The following is a 15,337-nucleotide window of genomic DNA, read 5'->3' as shown; positions in this document are numbered from 1 at the left end:
CGGAACGCCGCTCAGCGTTGACCGATCGTTGCGCGCAGCGGGAGTCCGTTGAACGCCTTGATCTCCTTCAGCACGAAGGTCGTCTGCATTTCCTTGATGCAGGGCAGCCGTCGCACCACTTTCATGGCGAAATCCGAATAGGAATCGAGGTCGGATGAAACGACCTGCAGAAGGAAGTCCGCATCACCGGCTATGCTGTAGCAGGCGACAACGCTGTCGAGCTTCATCACTTCATCGGCGAAAGCATCGGCTTCCGCCTCGGTATGGCTGTCGATCTTCACCCGGATGAAGGCGAGCACTCCCAAGCCGATTTCCTTCCGGTTCAGGACAGCCATATAGCCCTGAATGACGCCATCATCCTCAAGCTGGCGCACGCGCCGCCAGCAGGGCGATGTCGACATGCCCACTTCCTCCGAAAGCGCCTGGTTGCTCAGGCGCCCGTCATTCTGCAGCGCGGTCAAAATCTTCACATCGGCGGGCGTCAAGATTGTAGGCACATCCTACCTCATGCTTTGTCAATGCAGGTAGAAACTACCCCATATTCGTAAATCTCCGCAACATCCGAAAGAACTTACCTCAAGGCCCGGTCTATTCTCCCCGTCGAGAAACAGAGAAGGAATAAACCACCGTGCTTCAGGACATCCGCCTCGCCATTATCGTCAATCCGGAGCTGCCGCCGGGTCATCTCGCCAACACCATCGCGGCGATTTCCATCGGCATCGGCGCGGCCATGCCCGTTCTCGGCAATCAGCACCTTACCGACAGCAATCAAAATACGATCGACATCAGTTCCAACCGACCCATCCCGATCCTGCAGGCCGACAGCAGGACGATCGGCGCGTTGCTCCTGAAGGCGCTGCCGAAAGAGGAAGACCGCATCATCGTGCCGTTTCCGGCTTTTGCGCGCTCTCTGCACAGCTATGCGGACTATGAAACGCAATTCCCCGAGCGTGATCTCTCGGAGGAAACGATCGACGGCATTGGACTGGCCAGTGCCACCAAGTGGGTCAAATCGCTGACGGGATCCCTGAAATTGCTGCGATGAAGCGAAAGTCCCGCAACGGCGCGGGAGGCGTTAGACCCCGCCTCCTTGCCCGGCGTGTACATTTTTTTCATCGCGACCAGACCAATGGCGGAATTGGTGGCGACACATCCGCAACACTTCCCGCCCATTCGACCGAAAAGACATAGCTTTCCGGCTTGGCAACTTTTTCTAGCCTTGACGGCCCCTGTCGTGCGCGACAAGCTCTGAAAACGATTTTCAGAATATCAGAATTGCTTCATAGACCACATCACCCCGGCCGCCGCTGCCGTGGTTGATCGTGCGATGCGATACCTGTTGGGGACCAATGCGCATGACCAATCAACGGCTCATCATGCCGATCTTCTTCCTTCAGCCGATCGCCTTCGGCGCTTGGCTGCCGCGCATCCCCGATGTGCAGCAGAAGCTCGGCCTTGGACCGGCCGAACTGGCGATCGCGCTTCTCGGCATGCCCGTCGGCATTTTGCTGACGCTGCCTTTCGCCGGACGTTTCGTCGCCTGGATCGGCGGCCGCGCCACGATCCTCTATGGCTTCGTCGTTTTCCTGGCGCTGGTCTGGCTGCCGACATGGGCCTCGAGCATCGAAGTGCTCTTCGTCGCTCTTGCCATCGTCGGTGTGGCGCTGGCAACCCTCGAGCTCGGCCTCAACGTCGAGGCAGATGCGATCGAGAAGCACTCCGGACAGTTGATCATGAGCACCTGTCACGGCTTCTGGAGTCTCGGCATCATGACCGGCAGCCTGATCGGCGTCGGCTTCGCCGCGCTCCACGTCGCGCCGGAATGGGCAGTGCCGCTGGCGGCCGCGGTCATGCTGCCGATCAGCGTCTTTTTCGCCAGAAAGCTGCCGCTCCTCCAAACCGGCGAGGCCGCGGCTGCAGAGGCGGCGCCGTCCAGGGGGCGGCTACCGAGCTTTGCGCTTCTCGGCGTCTGCTTCTTCGTCTTCGGCATCACCATGACCGAGGGCGCTGTGGCAGACTGGTCGGCCGTTTTCCTGCGCGATGTCTTCGGGCTCTCCAGCGCCAGCGCCGGCTTCGGCTATTCGATCTTCGCCTTCATGGTGGCAGCCGGCCGTTTTGCCGGTGACCGGCTGAAGGCGAGTTACGGTCCGGTGGCGGTTGCGCGCGCCTGTGGCATCGCCAGCATTGCCGGGTTGTTTCTGGTCGTTGCAAGCCCCGCCGCCTGGGCAGCGCTGTTCGGCTTTGCCGCCATGGGCTTCGGGGTCTCCGTCGGCTTCCCGCTCGCCGTCACGGCGGCCGCCGACCAGAAGGACCGACCGGCCGCAGCCAGCGTCGCCATCCTGTCCTTCATCGCTCTGCTCGGCTTCCTGCTCGGACCACCACTTATCGGCCTGATCGCCGAGCACAGCGACATGCGCTTCGGTCTCGGCGTGCTCGTACCCTTCCTCGCCGTCAGCCTGCTTTTGACCGGCCGTTTGAAGCCGGCCGCTCGCGTGAGCGCGCAGGACGCCCAGCAAGCCGTGGGCCGCGCGTAACAGCCAAGGCAATCCCTCAAGGCGCGGGCTTCTGCCGTCGGTTCGCACCTTGATCGACTTTCTCGCCCGGGAATGCGCTGCCGATCGCCTGACGGTCGACGAGAGTCTGGCATAACCGACGAACACCACCCATATGAGCGTCTCGAAGGCACCTCTTCACTTTCGATCCGCCGACCCATGCGCAGGGCGCATAGTAGCCATTCCTTGCATCCCGCGCCGCTATTCACGATCTTAATGATGAAGCCGCGTTCGACGCCGGCTCCCTTCAGCACTCCATCCCAGTCGTAGACTTTTCCCCCGGCCCCCGGCCGGCGCGGCCAATTCCGGCTTGAACAATAGGGAAGGTAATCATGCAGACTTCTGCCAAGACGCTTGACGCCAAGACACTGGACAAGATGACGCTCCACGAGCGCTCGGACATGATGGCGCTCGTCGCAGACGCACTCGAAGCAACGGCCGAGAAGGCCTACGAGATCGGCGATGACCGGTTTGCAGAGAATTCGATCAGCCTCGCCAACATCATCATCAGCTGTGCTGACGACCTGGTCGTTGGCGATCTGCCGGCGGCCGAACTTCTGTTGCAGCAAGGTATCGCGTTGATCAGCCTGTTTCAGGGCGAGCCCCGAGAGTTCACCTTGCACTAAAGCTCACGACCACGGCCGGCGACCAGCCGGCCGTTGCCACTTTGCACCGGTCGATGATGACTATCCTCGACCGGCCGCGGCGGCTGCTCAGCGGGCCATTAGGCGTCTCACGCGCCTTCGAGCGCGAGGTCGACCGCAGCCAGCGCATGAATTTCAGTCGTATCGAACACCGGAACCGGGCTGTCGGCCTGCGAAATCAACAGCATGATCTCGGTGCAGCCCATGATGATCGCCTCGGCCCCCGCATCGACCAGGCGCGCGATGACGGCGCGATAGGCGTCGCGCGAGCTGTCCTTGACGATGCCGGCGACGAGTTCTCGATAGATGATCTCGTGCACCTTGGCGCGGTCGTCCGCCTCCGGCACCAGAACATCGAGACCGAAGGTGTCCTTCAGCCTGCCCTTGTAGAAATCCTGCTCCATCGTGAAGGCGGTTCCAAGCAGACCGACCTTGCTCAGGCCCGCGGCCTTGATCTTCTGCGCCGTCGGGTCAGCGATATGGAGCAGCGGAATGGAAACGGCCGCCGAAACGTCGGCTGCCATCTTGTGCATCGTGTTGGTGCAGATCATCAGGAAATCGGCGCCGCCAGCTTCCAGGCGCCGCGCCGCCGCAATCATCTCCTCCGTCAGCGCCGGCCAGTCGCCATGATGCTGAAGCCGTTCGATTTCGCCGAAATCCATCGACCACATCAGCGATTTTGCCGAATGCACGCCACCCAGGCGGCCGCGAACCGTCTCGTTGATGATGCGGTAGTACTCGGCCGAGCTCTCCCAGCTCATGCCGCCAATCAGGCCGATGACCTTCACTTTGCGCGCTCCATTTTCGAACCGGACTCTGAGCTAACAAATCGCGAGCCATCGCGATAGCTCCAGCGACCGGCGCAGAACGCAATTGCGGGGCTCAACGCCGGTCTCCGCCGAGCGCCTTTCCCGCCCCCATCAACGGACTTTTCCGCAAAGCTGCGTGACGTGACGACGACGATCGGTTGACATTTCCGGTTTCGTGGATTTTTATATTCCAAAATAAAGAACGACATAGCATAACTATGGAATATGAGGAGGAACGAATATGAAATCGACCAAACTTGCATTGCTTATCGGAACCGCGCTCGTGGCATCGGCAACCCTTGCCTTTGCACAGGAAAAGGGCGGCGTCATCAACGTCGCGACGGTCGGGGAGCCCCCGACGCTCGACCCGATGGCATCGACCGCCGACCTCGTCGGCATCATCTCGCAGCACATCTTCGAGACGCTCTACACCTTCGACAAGGACTGGAAGCCAACGCCGTTGCTTGCTGCCAGCCTGCCCGAGATCAGCGCCGACGGCAAAACCTACACGATCAAGCTGCGCGCGAACGTCAAGTTCCATGATGGCAGCGATCTCGACAGCAAGGACGTCGTCGCCTCGCTCGAGCGCTGGACGAAGGTCGCCTCGCGCGGCAAGCAGACGGCAACCACGATTGCCGGCATCGAGGCGGTCGACCCGCTGACGGTCAAGATCTCGCTCAACACCCCTTACGCACCGCTCGTCTCGCTGCTCGCCTTCAACAACTCCGCGGCGATCGTGCTTCCCTCGGAAAAGCAGGCCGAGCCGATGACCGATTTCGTCGGCACCGGCCCCTACCAGTTGAAGGAGCGCAAGGCGGACCAGTATATCCAGCTGACCCGCTACGATGCCTACACGTCGCCGGAAGGCGAGGCCAATGGCTATGGCGGCGCCCGCCACCAGTATGCCGACGAAATCCGTTTCGTGCCGGTTCCGGACCCGAACACCCGCGTCGAGGCGGCCGTCTCCGGCCAGTATGATTATGTCGACTCCCTGCCGGTCGAATCCTTCGATCGCGTGAAGGGTTCGAGCGCCTCCGATCCCGTCATGCTCCAGCCGTTCGGCTGGCCGGTCTTCGTCTTGAACTCCGGCAACGGCATGACCAAGAACCTCGATCTGCGCAAGGCGATCCGCGCCTCGCTCAGCATGGAAGATATGATGGCCGCCGCCTTCGGCAGCACCGACTTCTATGCGCTCCATGCAGCACTTTATCCGTCGCAATTCACCTGGCGGACGGATGCCGGCACCGAAGGCGCCTACAACATCGCCGACCCGGAAAAGGCTGGCGAACTCTTGAAGGCCGCCGGCTACAAGGGTGAACCGCTGCGCATCCTGACGAGCCGCCAGTACGAGTTCCACTACAAGATGGCGCAGGTCGCCGCCGAGTATCTGAAGCTCGCCGGCTTCACGGTCGATCTGCAGGTGGTCGATTGGGCGACACTGACGCAGCGCCGCGCCGACCCAACGCTCTGGGACATCTACATCACCCACAGCCCCTTCCTGCCGGAACCGGCGCTGATCGGCATGATGTCAACCAAGGCGCCCGGCAACTGGGATACCCCGGCGCGCGCCAAGGCGGTCGATGCCTTCAACGCCGAATCCGATCCGGCCAAGCGCGTAGCACTCTGGGCCGACGTGCAGAAGGTGATCTTCGAAGAAGTGCCTTTCATCAAGATCGGCGACTTCAACGCGCTCTCGGCAAAGTCGAAGACGCTTGAAGGCGTGTCCCCGGCGCCATGGCCGTATTTCTGGAACGCTTCGATCAAGAAGTAAGCTCCCACCCTCCCAGGGACTTCGGCGGGCGCCCGGCTACAAGCCTGGCGCCCGCCGGAAGGGCGCGCCGTTGCCCGCTCCGGCGGTTGCGGCGCACAGGAAAGGTTCGAGGCCACCATGTTACGCTACATCTTCCAGCGGCTGATGGGCATGATCGTCGTCATGGCGATCGTCGTCACAATCGTTTTCGTCATCGTCCGCGTGACACCGGGCGATCCGGCCGCCGTGATGCTCGGTCCGGAAGCGACCCAGGAGGACATTGCGGCGCTGCGCACCCGGCTCGGCCTCGACCAGTCGCTCGGCCTGCAATATGTCTATTATATCGGCCAGTTGCTGCGGGGCGACCTCGGGCAGTCGATCTTCCTCAATCAGCCGGTGACCTCAGCGCTGGCCGAACGCGCCGAGCCGACCTTCTTCCTGACGCTGTTCTCGATCGTGATCGCCTGCGCCATCGCGCTGCCGATCGGCATCTACGCCGCCTATAAGCGCGGCTCCTTCGTCGACCAGGCGGCAACCACGCTTGCGATGCTCGCCGCCAGCATACCGAGCTTCTGGCTCGGCCTGATTCTCATCCAGGTGTTTGCGGTGCGCTTTGGCTGGTTCCCGGTTTCCGGCTATGGCGGGCCTGGCTCCTCCTTTACCGAGCGCATGTATCACCTGACCTTGCCGGCGATCGCGCTCGGCGTCGTTTCCTCCGCGCTGATCCTGCGCTTCACCCGCGCTTCGATGCTCGATGTGCTCGGCGACGATTTCATCCGCACCGCCCGAGCCAAAGGGCTTGGCGAGCGCAAGGTGGTGATGAAACATGCTCTCAAGAACGCGTTGATCCCGATCCTCACCATTATCGGCCTGACCGCCGCCGTGCTGATTTCCGGCGCCGTCGTCACCGAGACGGTCTTCGGCCTGCCGGGTGTCGGCAACCTCGTCGTCTCCGCCGTGCTTCGCCGCGACTATCCGGTGATCCAGGGGGCCTTGCTGGTGATCGCCGCCCTCTACGTGCTGATCAATTTCGCGATCGACATGCTCTATCTCCTCGTTGATCCAAGGGTACGCTACTGATGACCGTCACCGTATCAGTCCCCGCCGAGAGCGAGGGCCGCAAGTTCGTCCGCCGCCTGCTGAAGCGCAAGACGGTGGCCTTCGGCCTGATCGTGCTGACCGTCTTCGTGCTGCTCGCCGTCTTCGCGCCGCTCATCGCGCCCTATGCGCCCGGCAAGCTGTCGATCGTCAACCGGCTGCAGCCGCCGAGCCTGCAATGGTTCTTCGGCACCGACGAATTCGGCCGCGACGTCTTCTCCCGCACTATCTATGCCGGCCGGCTGTCGCTCCTCGTCGGTGCTGCCGTCGTCACGCTCGCGACCGTGATCGGCGTCGTGCTCGGGTTGCTCGCCGGTTTCTTCCCGAAGCTCGACACGCCGATCGCCCGCGTCATCGACGCGATGATGGCCTTCCCGGACATCCTCCTTGCGATTGCGCTTGTCGCCGCGCTTGGGCCATCGCTGACCACCGTCATCATTGCGCTCAGCATCGTCTATGCACCGAGGCTCGCCCGCGTGGTGCGCGCCTCGACGCTGGTGATCCGCGAGCTTCCTTACGTCGAGGCGGCGCGCGCGCTCGGCATCTCGACGCCGCACATCATGACGCGGCATGTGCTGCGCAATCTTCTGTCTCCGGTGCTGGTGCAGGGCACCTTCCTCTTTGCCCATGCCATGCTGGCCGAGGCCGGCCTCTCCTTCCTCGGCGTCGGCGTCAGCCCGGAAATTCCCACCTGGGGCACGATGATCGCCTCGGGTCGCCAATATATCGGTCAGGCCGACTGGGTGACGCTCTTCCCCGGCATCGCCATCGTGCTTTCGGTGCTGTCGCTGCAGATGGTCGGAGACGGCCTGCGCGACATGCTTGACCCCCGCCTCAGAAAGGATCTGTAAGTCATGACGAACGCAACCAAGGACGCCGGTCCGGTCCTGATCCGGCAGGTGAAACCCGTCGCCTTCGGCGTGGACGCGCCGGCCGAAACGATCGATATACTCGTCGATGGCAGAGGCCGCATCTCGGCCCTCGGCCCGAACCTGGACGCATCCGGCAGCGTGCGTCGCGTCGAGGGTCACGGCGCCTGGATCTCGCCCGGCTGGATCGACCTGCACGCCCATGTCTGGCATGGCGGCACCGACATCTCCGTGCGCCCGCAGCTTTGCGGCATGGAGCGCGGCGTCACCACCATCGTCGATGCGGGTTCCGCCGGCGAAGCCAATTTCCACGGCTTTCGCGAATACATCATCGAGCCGTCGCGCGAGCGCATCAAGGCGTTTCTCAATCTCGGCTCGATCGGCCTTGTCGCCTGCAACCGCGTCAGTGAACTCTCCGACATCCGCTCGATCGACATCGACCGCATCATCGCCTGCTACCAGGAAAACCGCGAGCACATCGTCGGGCTGAAGGTTCGTGCCAGCCATATGATCACCGGGTCCTGGGGCGTGACGCCGGTCAAGCTCGGTAAGAAGATCGCCAAGATCCTGAAGGTCCCCATGATGGTGCATGTCGGCGAACCCCCGGCGCTCTATGACGAGGTGCTGGAGATCCTCGGCCCCGGCGACATCGTCACCCACTGCTTCAACGGCAAGGCCGGCTCCAGCATCATCGAGGACGAGGACCTGTTCGAGCTTGCAGAACGTTGCGCCGGCGAAGGCATCCGCCTCGACATCGGCCATGGCGGCGCCTCCTTCTCCTTCCGCGTCGCGGAAGTCGCGATCGCCCGCGGACTGCTGCCCTTCTCAATCTCCACCGACGTACATCTGCGCAGCATGAACCAGTCCGTCTGGGATCTCGGCACCACCATGTCGAAGCTGCTCAGCGTCGGCATGCCCTTTGAAAAGGTGGTCGAGGCCGTGACCCAGGCGCCGGCCTCGGTGATCCGCCTGCCGATGGACAATCTCCTGAGCGTCGGCGCCCGCGCCGAGTTCACCCTCTTCGACCTCGTCGACTCGGAACTGCGGGTCTTCGATTCCCTTGGGGCGGAGGCGCACCTCAACCGCCTCTTCGAGCCACGCTACGCGGTCATGGGCGCTGAGGTGGTCGCGGCCAACCGCTACCAGCCGCCGCATATCGAGTGCCCCGATCACAGCCATGGCTTCGGCTACCGCTGACTCGAGACGACAGAATACAGAAATGACAGGACATCGCGTGAACAGTCTGGATCAGAAAAAAGACAGCCCTGCCGCCGTCTCGCCCTATCAACGGCTTCAGGCCCTCGGCATCAACCTGCCGCCGGCGCCGCCGCCGATCGCCAATTTCGTGACGCATGTGCGCGAAGGCAATATCCTCTACCTCTCAGGCCAGGGCCCGCGTGAAGTCGATGGCCATCTGCACGCCGGCAAGGTGGGCGCCGATGTCGATATCGACAGCGCCTATGATCACGCCCGGCTGACCGGCATCAACCTGCTTGCCGTCATGCACGATGCACTGGGCGACCTCGGGCGGGTCAAGCGCATCGTCAAGATCCTCGGCATGGTCAATGCCGTTCCGGATTTCGCCGAGCACCCGCGCGTCATCAACGGCTGCTCGGACCTGATGATGGATGTCTTCGGCGAGGCCGGCAGCCATGCGCGCTCGGCGGTGGGTTTCGGGTCGCTACCCGGCAACATCACCGTCGAGATCGAAGCGATCGTCGCTCTGCACGATTAACGACGGGAGGTTGGATCAATGGCTGCGCCAGCCCATCATCTTCTCGATCCGCTCGGCGGATACCCTGACGTGATCGGCGTAGAACGCCCGGTCGTCGACGATCTTCTGCTCGGGCAGAACGATGGAGATCGTCGCGGCGCAATTGCCCTTGTCGTCGAGAATGGGAGCGGCGACGCAGGCGACCGCGTAATCGGATTCGCCGGCCTGGATAGACAGCCTTGCTGCAAGCGCGCTGCCGGCCTGATCGGAAAGTGCCGCCGGATCGATGTCGGCGCGGCCGGTCGGCGAGGTGCGGGCGCAGCGGCGGAAGAGCTCGAGCCTTTCGTCGGCCGGCAGATGGCCGACGAGCAGGCGACCGGATGCCGTCCAGTTGAGCGGCACACGGGTACCGACGCGCGAGGTCACCTGGAAATGGCCGGGACCGTCGGCCATGGCGAGCACCTGCATGTAGTCGCCGTCGCGACCGCAAAGCTGGATCGTTTCGGACACTTCCCGACCAAGGTCATGCATCTCGCGGGTGGCAACGCCGAGGAAATCGAGCGAACGGGCATAGGCGAGGCCATAATGATAGAGCCGGTCGCCAAGCCAGACGAGCCCATCGGCATCGCGGCTGAGCAGGTTCTTCTCGACCATGTCGTCGACAATCACATAGGCCGTCGACAGCGGCGCGCCGACTGCCTTGGCAATCGCGTAGACGCCGCTCGGGGAACCCGTCTCGTAAAGGAAATCGAGCACCTGCAAGGCGCGGTCCATACCGCTCACGCGCGAACGGCGCGGCTTGCCGGTCGTTTCTATGTCCTCGTTCGGCTCGACGCCGGTCATCGTCTTGTCCACTGCTCAACTCCTGCGCGGCTCGAATTGCGCACTGCCGGGAAAGTGTCGGGTCCCGCTGCTGCCGCGCCCTCGATGGCGGCCGCGACAGATGGCGGAAGGCCTCACCCATACTTCATTACTATGGTAGATATTCCGCGAAAACGGAATAGTCTATCCGTTTCGCCTGCCAGAAAATCGCCTGCCAAAAAATCACATGGAGCCCACTATGCCTGACCGTGACATTCGCGAAGCTCTCGGACTTCGTCCCGTTATCAACGTCTCCGGCACGATGACCGGGCTCGGCGCATCGATCGTGGTCCCGGAAGCGATCGCCGCGATGACAGGCATACTGCCGCAATTCGTCGAGATCAACGACCTGCAGCGCAAGGTGAGCCCCGTGATCGCGCGGCTGACGGGTGCCGAAGCCGGCTTCGTCACGGCGTCCTGCTCCGCCGGCATCAGCCTTGCCGTCTCGGGAACCATGACCGGCAGCGACCTTGCCGCGATCGAGCGCCTGCCCGACACCAGCGGCCTCAAGAACGAGGTCGTCATCCAAATGGGCCATGTGGTGAGCTACGGCGCGCCCGTCGACCAGGCAATCCGCATCGCCGGCGCCAAGCCGGTGCTGGTCGGCCAGGCGACATCGGCCTATCGCTACCATCTGGAGGGCGCGATCAACGAGCGTACGGCCTGCGCCGTCTACGTCGTCTCGCACCATGTGGTGCAATACGGCCTCCTGGGGCTCAAGGAATTTGCCGAGGTCTGCCATTCGAAGGGGGTGCCGGTCATCGTCGACGCGGCCTCGGAATATGATCTGCGCATCTTCCTCGATGAGGGCGCCGACATCGTGCTCTATTCCGGCCACAAGTTCCTGGGTGGCCCGACTTCGGGCATCGTCGCCGGAAAAAAGGACCTGGTGCGCAACACCTTCCTGCAGAACCTCGGCATCGGCCGCGGCATGAAGGTCGGCAAGGAAAGCATGCTGGGCGTGATGGCGGCACTCGAAGCCTGGGAAAAGCGCGACCACGCCGGCATCCGTGAGCGTGAAACCGGTTACCTGAACCTCTGGCACGAGACGCTGAGCGGCCGCCCCGGCATCAAGCCGGTGGTCGAGGCCGATCCGACCAACAACCCGCTCGACCGCCTGCGCGTCAACATCGACCCGCAGGAAGCCCACATCACCGCCTGGGATCTCGCCGACGCGCTCGCCCGCGGCACACCGCCGATCATCGTGCGGGACCACGAGGCCGAGCACAATTACTTCTATCTCGACCCGTGCAACCTGCACCCCGGCCAGGAGAAGGTGGTCGCAAGCCGCCTTGCCGAGGAACTCGACAAGGCGCGCGCCTCGAACGAGATCATCGCCACCTCGCTCAGCGAGCGCAACGCCCGGCGCTTCGCCGGCCTGCTGCGCTGGCCCGACTGACCGGACACCGAAAACGACAAGACGCATAGCAACAGGCGGAGGAGCCGACATGACCGACACCGCAATCGCAGAGGCCCGCTCGACGACGCCTGTTCTTTCCGTCGAGAACCTGACGACTTCGTTCCTGGTCGATGGCGCATGGAAGCCCGTCGTGCGCGACATCTCCTTCCAGGTGGCGCCGGGAGAGACCGTCGCGATTGTCGGCGAATCCGGTTCGGGCAAGAGCGTCACCTCGCTCTCGATCATGCGGCTCTTGCAGAAGGAAACGAGCCGCGTCGAGGGCCGGGTGATGATGGGCGGCCGCAACATCCTCGACCTGCCCGAATCCGAGATGCGTCATGTGCGCGGGAACGACGTCGCGATGATCTTCCAAGAGCCGATGACCAGCCTCAATCCGCTGTTCACCATCGGCGACCAGATCTCCGAAGCCCTGCTTTGCCACAGCCCGATGTCGAAGGCGGAGGCGAGAGCAGAAACCATTCGCCTTCTGGAAAAGGTCCGTATCCCTTCGGCCGCCTCGCGCTTCGACGAGTATCCGCATCGCTTCTCCGGCGGCATGCGCCAGCGCGTGATGATCGCCATGGCGCTTGCAAGCCGTCCGAAGCTCCTGATCGCCGACGAGCCGACGACGGCGCTCGACGTCACCATCCAGGGCCAGATCCTCGACCTGATCAAAGTGCTGCAGGAGGAGGAAGGCACCTCGGTGCTGTTCATCACCCACGACATGGGCGTCGTCGCCGAGATCGCCGATCGCACCGTGGTGATGTTCCGCGGTGACGCGGTCGAGACCGGCAAGACGGAAGACATCTTCCTCAGGGCGAAACATCCCTATACCCGCGCGCTTCTTTCGGCAGTGCCGATGCTCGGGGCGATGAAGGGCGAGCCCCAGCCTATGCGCTTTCCGGTCATCGATGCGGCAACCGGTCTTCCGGGTACCGTGGCTGAAGCGACCGACACGGTTCAATCCGACCGCAAGCCGATCCTTGAGGTGAAGAACCTCGTCAAGCGCTTCGACATCCATGCGGGCCTGCTCGGCAAGCTCAAGGGCCGCGTGCACGCGATCGAAGACGTCTCGTTCAGCCTGCAGCCGGGCGAGACGCTGTCGCTCGTCGGCGAATCCGGCTGCGGCAAATCGACGACCGGCCGCGCGATCATGCGGCTGATCGAACCGGAAAGCGGCTCGGTGATGCTTGACGGAAAGGACGTGCTGGCGATGGACCGCAAGAGCTTGCGCGAAATGCGCCGCACCATGCAGATGATCTTCCAGGATCCCTTCGCGAGCCTCAATCCGCGCATGACGGTGGGGGCGGCCATTGCCGAGCCCTATCTCGAACACAAGCTCGGCACGCCACGCCAGGCCCGCGAGAGGATTGCCGACCTGCTCGAACGCGTCGGCCTGCAACCCGACATGGCGGCGCGCTACCCGCATGAATTCTCCGGCGGCCAGCGCCAGCGCGTCTGCATCGCGCGCGCCTTGGCGCTCGACCCGAAGGTGATCGTCGCCGACGAATCCGTTTCCGCACTCGACGTCTCGATCAAGGCGCAGGTCATCAACCTGCTGCTCGACCTGCAGGCGAGCCTCGGCCTCGCCTACCTGTTCATCTCGCACGACATGGCGGTCGTCGAGCGCGTCAGCCACCGTGTGGCGGTCATGCATCTCGGCGAAATCGTCGAGATCGGTTCACGCGCACAGGTGTTCGAAAACCCGCAGCACCCCTATACCGGGAAGCTGATCGCCGCCGTCCCGATCGCCGACCCGACCCGCCGCCACACGCGCCGTGGCGTTGCGAGCGACGAGCTCAAAAGCCCCTTGCGCGCGCCCGACTACGTTCCGGTCGAGCGGCGCTATCAACAGGTCGCCGAGGACCATTTCGTCCAGGTCTAGGCGGACTGCGTCAAGCCGGCCGCATCCTTCTCGATCGAGACAGGTGAGCCGCGCGCACCTTCCTGCGCGGGCGGCCAACCGTATGACGGCCGTCAGAACGGCAGCCGCGCGTTCTCCTTGACTTCCTTCATCACGAAGAACGTCCGGGTCTGGCGCACTCCGGGCAAGGCGATCAGCTTCAGGCCGTGCAGTTTGTTGAAATCGGCCATGTCGCGGACGCGGATCTTCAGGAGATAGTCGAAATCGCCGGCGACCAGGTTGCAGTCGAGCACTTCCTTCATCTCCATCACCGCGCCTTCGAAGGCCGCAAAACTTTCGGGCGTCGAACGGTCGAGCACCACGCCGACCATCACCAAAGCGCCGAGACCGACGGCAGCGGGTGCGATTTCCGCCCGAACGCCGGTAATGTAACCCTCGTCGAACAGCCTTTGCGTCCGCCGGTGGCAGGTGGCCGGACTGACATTCACCCGCTCGGCCAGGTCAGCATTTGTCAGCCGGCCCTCTGATTGCAGGGCGCGCAGGATCTTGATGTCGATCCTGTCGAAATCTTCGTTGGAAGAATCTTTCATTTCTGAGCCACAATCTTGAAGAACAACGAAATCGTTTGAGAACTCTATCTCATCTGCAAAAAACCAGAACAGGAAATTAGAGAGCACCTTTCACGCATCTTCCCCTATCCTTTGCCTACAATTTCCACACGGAGGCCTGGATCAATGTCACTGCTCGAAAAGTTCGAACGCTACCCGCTCACCTTCGGCCCGACGCCGATCGAGCATCTGCCGCGGCTGACGGCAGCACTTGGCGGAAAAGTCGAGATCTATGCCAAGCGCGAAGACTGCAATTCCGGTCTTGCCATGGGCGGCAACAAACTCCGGAAACTCGAATACATCGTTCCGGATGCGATCGCCTCCGGCGCTGACACCCTGGTCTCGATCGGCGGCGTGCAGTCGAACCACACCCGCATGGTCGCTGCGACCGCAGCGAAGATCGGCATGAAATGCGTGGTGATCCAGGAAAAATGGGTGCCGCACTATGATGCTGTTTATGATCGTGTCGGCAACATCCTGATGACGCGGCTGATGGGGGCGGACAGCCGGCTGGTCGATGACGGCTTCGACATCGGCATCCGCAAGAGCTGGGAGGACGCGATCCAGTCGGTGAAGGATGCGGGCGGCAAACCCTATCCGATTCCGGCCGGCGCCTCGGTGCACAAATATGGCGCGCTCGGCTATGTCGGTTTTGCCGAAGAGGTCGCGGAACAGGAGAAGGAACTCGGCTTCACCTTCGATTACATCGTCGTCTGCGTGGTCACCGGTTCGACCCAGGGCGGCATGATCGTCGGTTTTGCGGCGCAGGACCGGGCCGAGCGGGTGATCGGCATCGACGCATCGGGCACGCTCGAGCAAACCCGCGCCCAGGTCCGCAACATCGTCGATTCCACAGCCGAATTGGTCGGGCTCAACCGGGCGATCCGCGAAAACGAGATCGTCATCAATCCCGATTACGCCTACCCCGCCTATGGCGTACCATCCGAGGAAACGAACGCGGCGATCCGGCTTGCGGCCCGCACCGAAGCGATGATCACCGATCCGGTCTATGAGGGTAAATCCATGCAGGGGCTGATCGATCTCACCCGCAAGGGCTTCTTCCCCGAAGGATCCCGCGTCCTCTACGCTCATCTTGGCGGCGCGCCGGCGCTCAACGGCTACAGCTACTACTACAAGGACGGCTGACACAGCCGACTTTCGCCCTTCTC

The 15,337-nt window shown here is 62.9% G+C and carries 15 protein-coding genes; 11 read left to right on the top strand and 4 right to left on the bottom strand.

Going from position 1 to position 15,337, the window contains the following annotated elements; genetic code table 11:
• Positions 1–11: 11 nt before the first annotated feature.
• Positions 12–497, bottom strand: coding sequence for an Lrp/AsnC family transcriptional regulator (locus AC070A_RS07935; RefSeq protein ID WP_057255310.1), 486 nt, complete (start codon positions 495–497; stop codon positions 12–14).
• Positions 498–628: 131 nt separating this feature from the next.
• Between AC070A_RS07935 and AC070A_RS07930 the strand changes: the two genes are divergently transcribed.
• The 3 genes from AC070A_RS07930 to AC070A_RS07920 all read left to right on the top strand — a co-directional run bounded on the left by AC070A_RS07930 (position 629) and on the right by AC070A_RS07920 (position 3,178).
• On the top strand, positions 629–1,045 hold the full coding sequence (locus AC070A_RS07930) for a DUF2000 domain-containing protein (RefSeq protein ID WP_113132570.1): 417 nt from the start codon (positions 629–631) through the stop codon (positions 1,043–1,045).
• 310 nt (positions 1,046–1,355) lie between these two features.
• Positions 1,356–2,534, top strand: a complete 1,179-nt coding sequence (locus AC070A_RS07925; protein WP_113132569.1) for an MFS transporter — start codon at positions 1,356–1,358, stop codon at positions 2,532–2,534.
• Positions 2,535–2,884: 350 nt separating this feature from the next.
• Positions 2,885–3,178, top strand: coding sequence for a hypothetical protein (locus AC070A_RS07920; protein ID WP_057255307.1), 294 nt, complete (start codon positions 2,885–2,887; stop codon positions 3,176–3,178).
• Positions 3,179–3,285: 107 nt separating this feature from the next.
• Here AC070A_RS07920 and AC070A_RS07915 read toward each other — a convergent pair whose 3' ends face one another.
• The gene (locus AC070A_RS07915; RefSeq protein ID WP_057255306.1) at positions 3,286–3,984 is read right to left on the bottom strand and encodes an aspartate/glutamate racemase family protein; all 699 of its coding nucleotides are present in this window, start codon (positions 3,982–3,984) and stop codon (positions 3,286–3,288) included.
• Between the two features lie 262 nt (positions 3,985–4,246).
• On the opposite strand from AC070A_RS07915, the gene AC070A_RS07910 reads away from it, so the two are divergent.
• From AC070A_RS07910 to AC070A_RS07890, 5 genes are all read left to right on the top strand, one after another.
• Positions 4,247–5,776 carry an ABC transporter substrate-binding protein gene (locus tag AC070A_RS07910; protein ID WP_057255305.1) on the top strand — a complete coding sequence of 510 codons (1,530 nt, stop codon included), beginning with the start codon at positions 4,247–4,249 and terminating at the stop codon, positions 5,774–5,776.
• A 117-nt stretch (positions 5,777–5,893) separates the two neighbouring features.
• Positions 5,894–6,835, top strand: a complete 942-nt coding sequence (locus tag AC070A_RS07905) for an ABC transporter permease (protein ID WP_057255304.1) — start codon at positions 5,894–5,896, stop codon at positions 6,833–6,835.
• Positions 6,835–7,704, top strand: a complete 870-nt coding sequence (locus AC070A_RS07900) for an ABC transporter permease (protein WP_057255303.1) — start codon at positions 6,835–6,837, stop codon at positions 7,702–7,704. The genes AC070A_RS07905 and AC070A_RS07900 overlap by 1 nt, the downstream gene beginning before the upstream one ends.
• A 3-nt stretch (positions 7,705–7,707) precedes the next feature.
• Positions 7,708–8,919 carry an amidohydrolase/deacetylase family metallohydrolase gene (locus AC070A_RS07895; RefSeq protein ID WP_057255302.1) on the top strand — a complete coding sequence of 404 codons (1,212 nt, stop codon included), beginning with the start codon at positions 7,708–7,710 and terminating at the stop codon, positions 8,917–8,919.
• Positions 8,920–8,965: 46 nt separating this feature from the next.
• Positions 8,966–9,457: a RidA family protein gene (locus AC070A_RS07890; protein WP_244495747.1), complete on the top strand. Its 492-nt coding sequence runs from the start codon at positions 8,966–8,968 to the stop codon at positions 9,455–9,457.
• Between the two features lie 15 nt (positions 9,458–9,472).
• Here AC070A_RS07890 and AC070A_RS07885 read toward each other — a convergent pair whose 3' ends face one another.
• Positions 9,473–10,279 carry an IclR family transcriptional regulator gene (locus tag AC070A_RS07885; protein WP_057255544.1) on the bottom strand — a complete coding sequence of 269 codons (807 nt, stop codon included), beginning with the start codon at positions 10,277–10,279 and terminating at the stop codon, positions 9,473–9,475.
• Positions 10,280–10,496: 217 nt separating this feature from the next.
• On the opposite strand from AC070A_RS07885, the gene AC070A_RS07880 reads away from it, so the two are divergent.
• Both AC070A_RS07880 and AC070A_RS07875 read left to right on the top strand, forming a co-directional pair.
• On the top strand, positions 10,497–11,696 hold the full coding sequence (locus AC070A_RS07880; protein ID WP_057255300.1) for an aminotransferase class V-fold PLP-dependent enzyme: 1,200 nt from the start codon (positions 10,497–10,499) through the stop codon (positions 11,694–11,696).
• A gap of 49 nt (positions 11,697–11,745) precedes the next feature.
• Positions 11,746–13,581, top strand: coding sequence for an ABC transporter ATP-binding protein (locus AC070A_RS07875; protein ID WP_057255299.1), 1,836 nt, complete (start codon positions 11,746–11,748; stop codon positions 13,579–13,581).
• Between the two features lie 92 nt (positions 13,582–13,673).
• Here the strand turns inward: AC070A_RS07875 and AC070A_RS07870 are convergent, their stop codons facing one another.
• On the bottom strand, positions 13,674–14,150 hold the full coding sequence (locus AC070A_RS07870; protein ID WP_057255298.1) for an Lrp/AsnC family transcriptional regulator: 477 nt from the start codon (positions 14,148–14,150) through the stop codon (positions 13,674–13,676).
• A gap of 144 nt (positions 14,151–14,294) precedes the next feature.
• Between AC070A_RS07870 and AC070A_RS07865 the strand changes: the two genes are divergently transcribed.
• Positions 14,295–15,314, top strand: coding sequence for a 1-aminocyclopropane-1-carboxylate deaminase (locus AC070A_RS07865; RefSeq protein ID WP_112996467.1), 1,020 nt, complete (start codon positions 14,295–14,297; stop codon positions 15,312–15,314).
• Positions 15,315–15,337: the final 23 nt, after the last annotated feature.

This window comes from Ensifer sp. GW101-20A05 (genome assembly GCF_059424735.1).
Note: the sequence above shows the minus strand (reverse complement) of the source record. Positions and strands in the feature narration are given on the sequence as shown.

Bases quoted from the DNA above. Each gene is read 5' to 3' on its own strand.
- AC070A_RS07925 (WP_113132569.1), top strand. From the start codon at position 1,356: ATGACCAATCAACGGCTCATCATGCCGATCTTCTTCCTTCAGCCGATC.
- AC070A_RS07920 (WP_057255307.1), top strand. From the start codon at position 2,885: ATGCAGACTTCTGCCAAGACGCTTGACGCCAAGACACTGGACAAGATG.
- AC070A_RS07910 (WP_057255305.1), top strand. From the start codon at position 4,247: ATGAAATCGACCAAACTTGCATTGCTTATCGGAACCGCGCTCGTGGCA.
- AC070A_RS07905 (WP_057255304.1), top strand. From the start codon at position 5,894: ATGTTACGCTACATCTTCCAGCGGCTGATGGGCATGATCGTCGTCATG.
- AC070A_RS07900 (WP_057255303.1), top strand. From the start codon at position 6,835: ATGACCGTCACCGTATCAGTCCCCGCCGAGAGCGAGGGCCGCAAGTTC.
- AC070A_RS07895 (WP_057255302.1), top strand. From the start codon at position 7,708: ATGACGAACGCAACCAAGGACGCCGGTCCGGTCCTGATCCGGCAGGTG.
- AC070A_RS07885 (WP_057255544.1), bottom strand. From the start codon at position 10,279: ATGACCGGCGTCGAGCCGAACGAGGACATAGAAACGACCGGCAAGCCG.
- AC070A_RS07880 (WP_057255300.1), top strand. From the start codon at position 10,497: ATGCCTGACCGTGACATTCGCGAAGCTCTCGGACTTCGTCCCGTTATC.
- AC070A_RS07875 (WP_057255299.1), top strand. From the start codon at position 11,746: ATGACCGACACCGCAATCGCAGAGGCCCGCTCGACGACGCCTGTTCTT.
- AC070A_RS07870 (WP_057255298.1), bottom strand. From the start codon at position 14,150: ATGAAAGATTCTTCCAACGAAGATTTCGACAGGATCGACATCAAGATC.
- AC070A_RS07865 (WP_112996467.1), top strand. From the start codon at position 14,295: ATGTCACTGCTCGAAAAGTTCGAACGCTACCCGCTCACCTTCGGCCCG.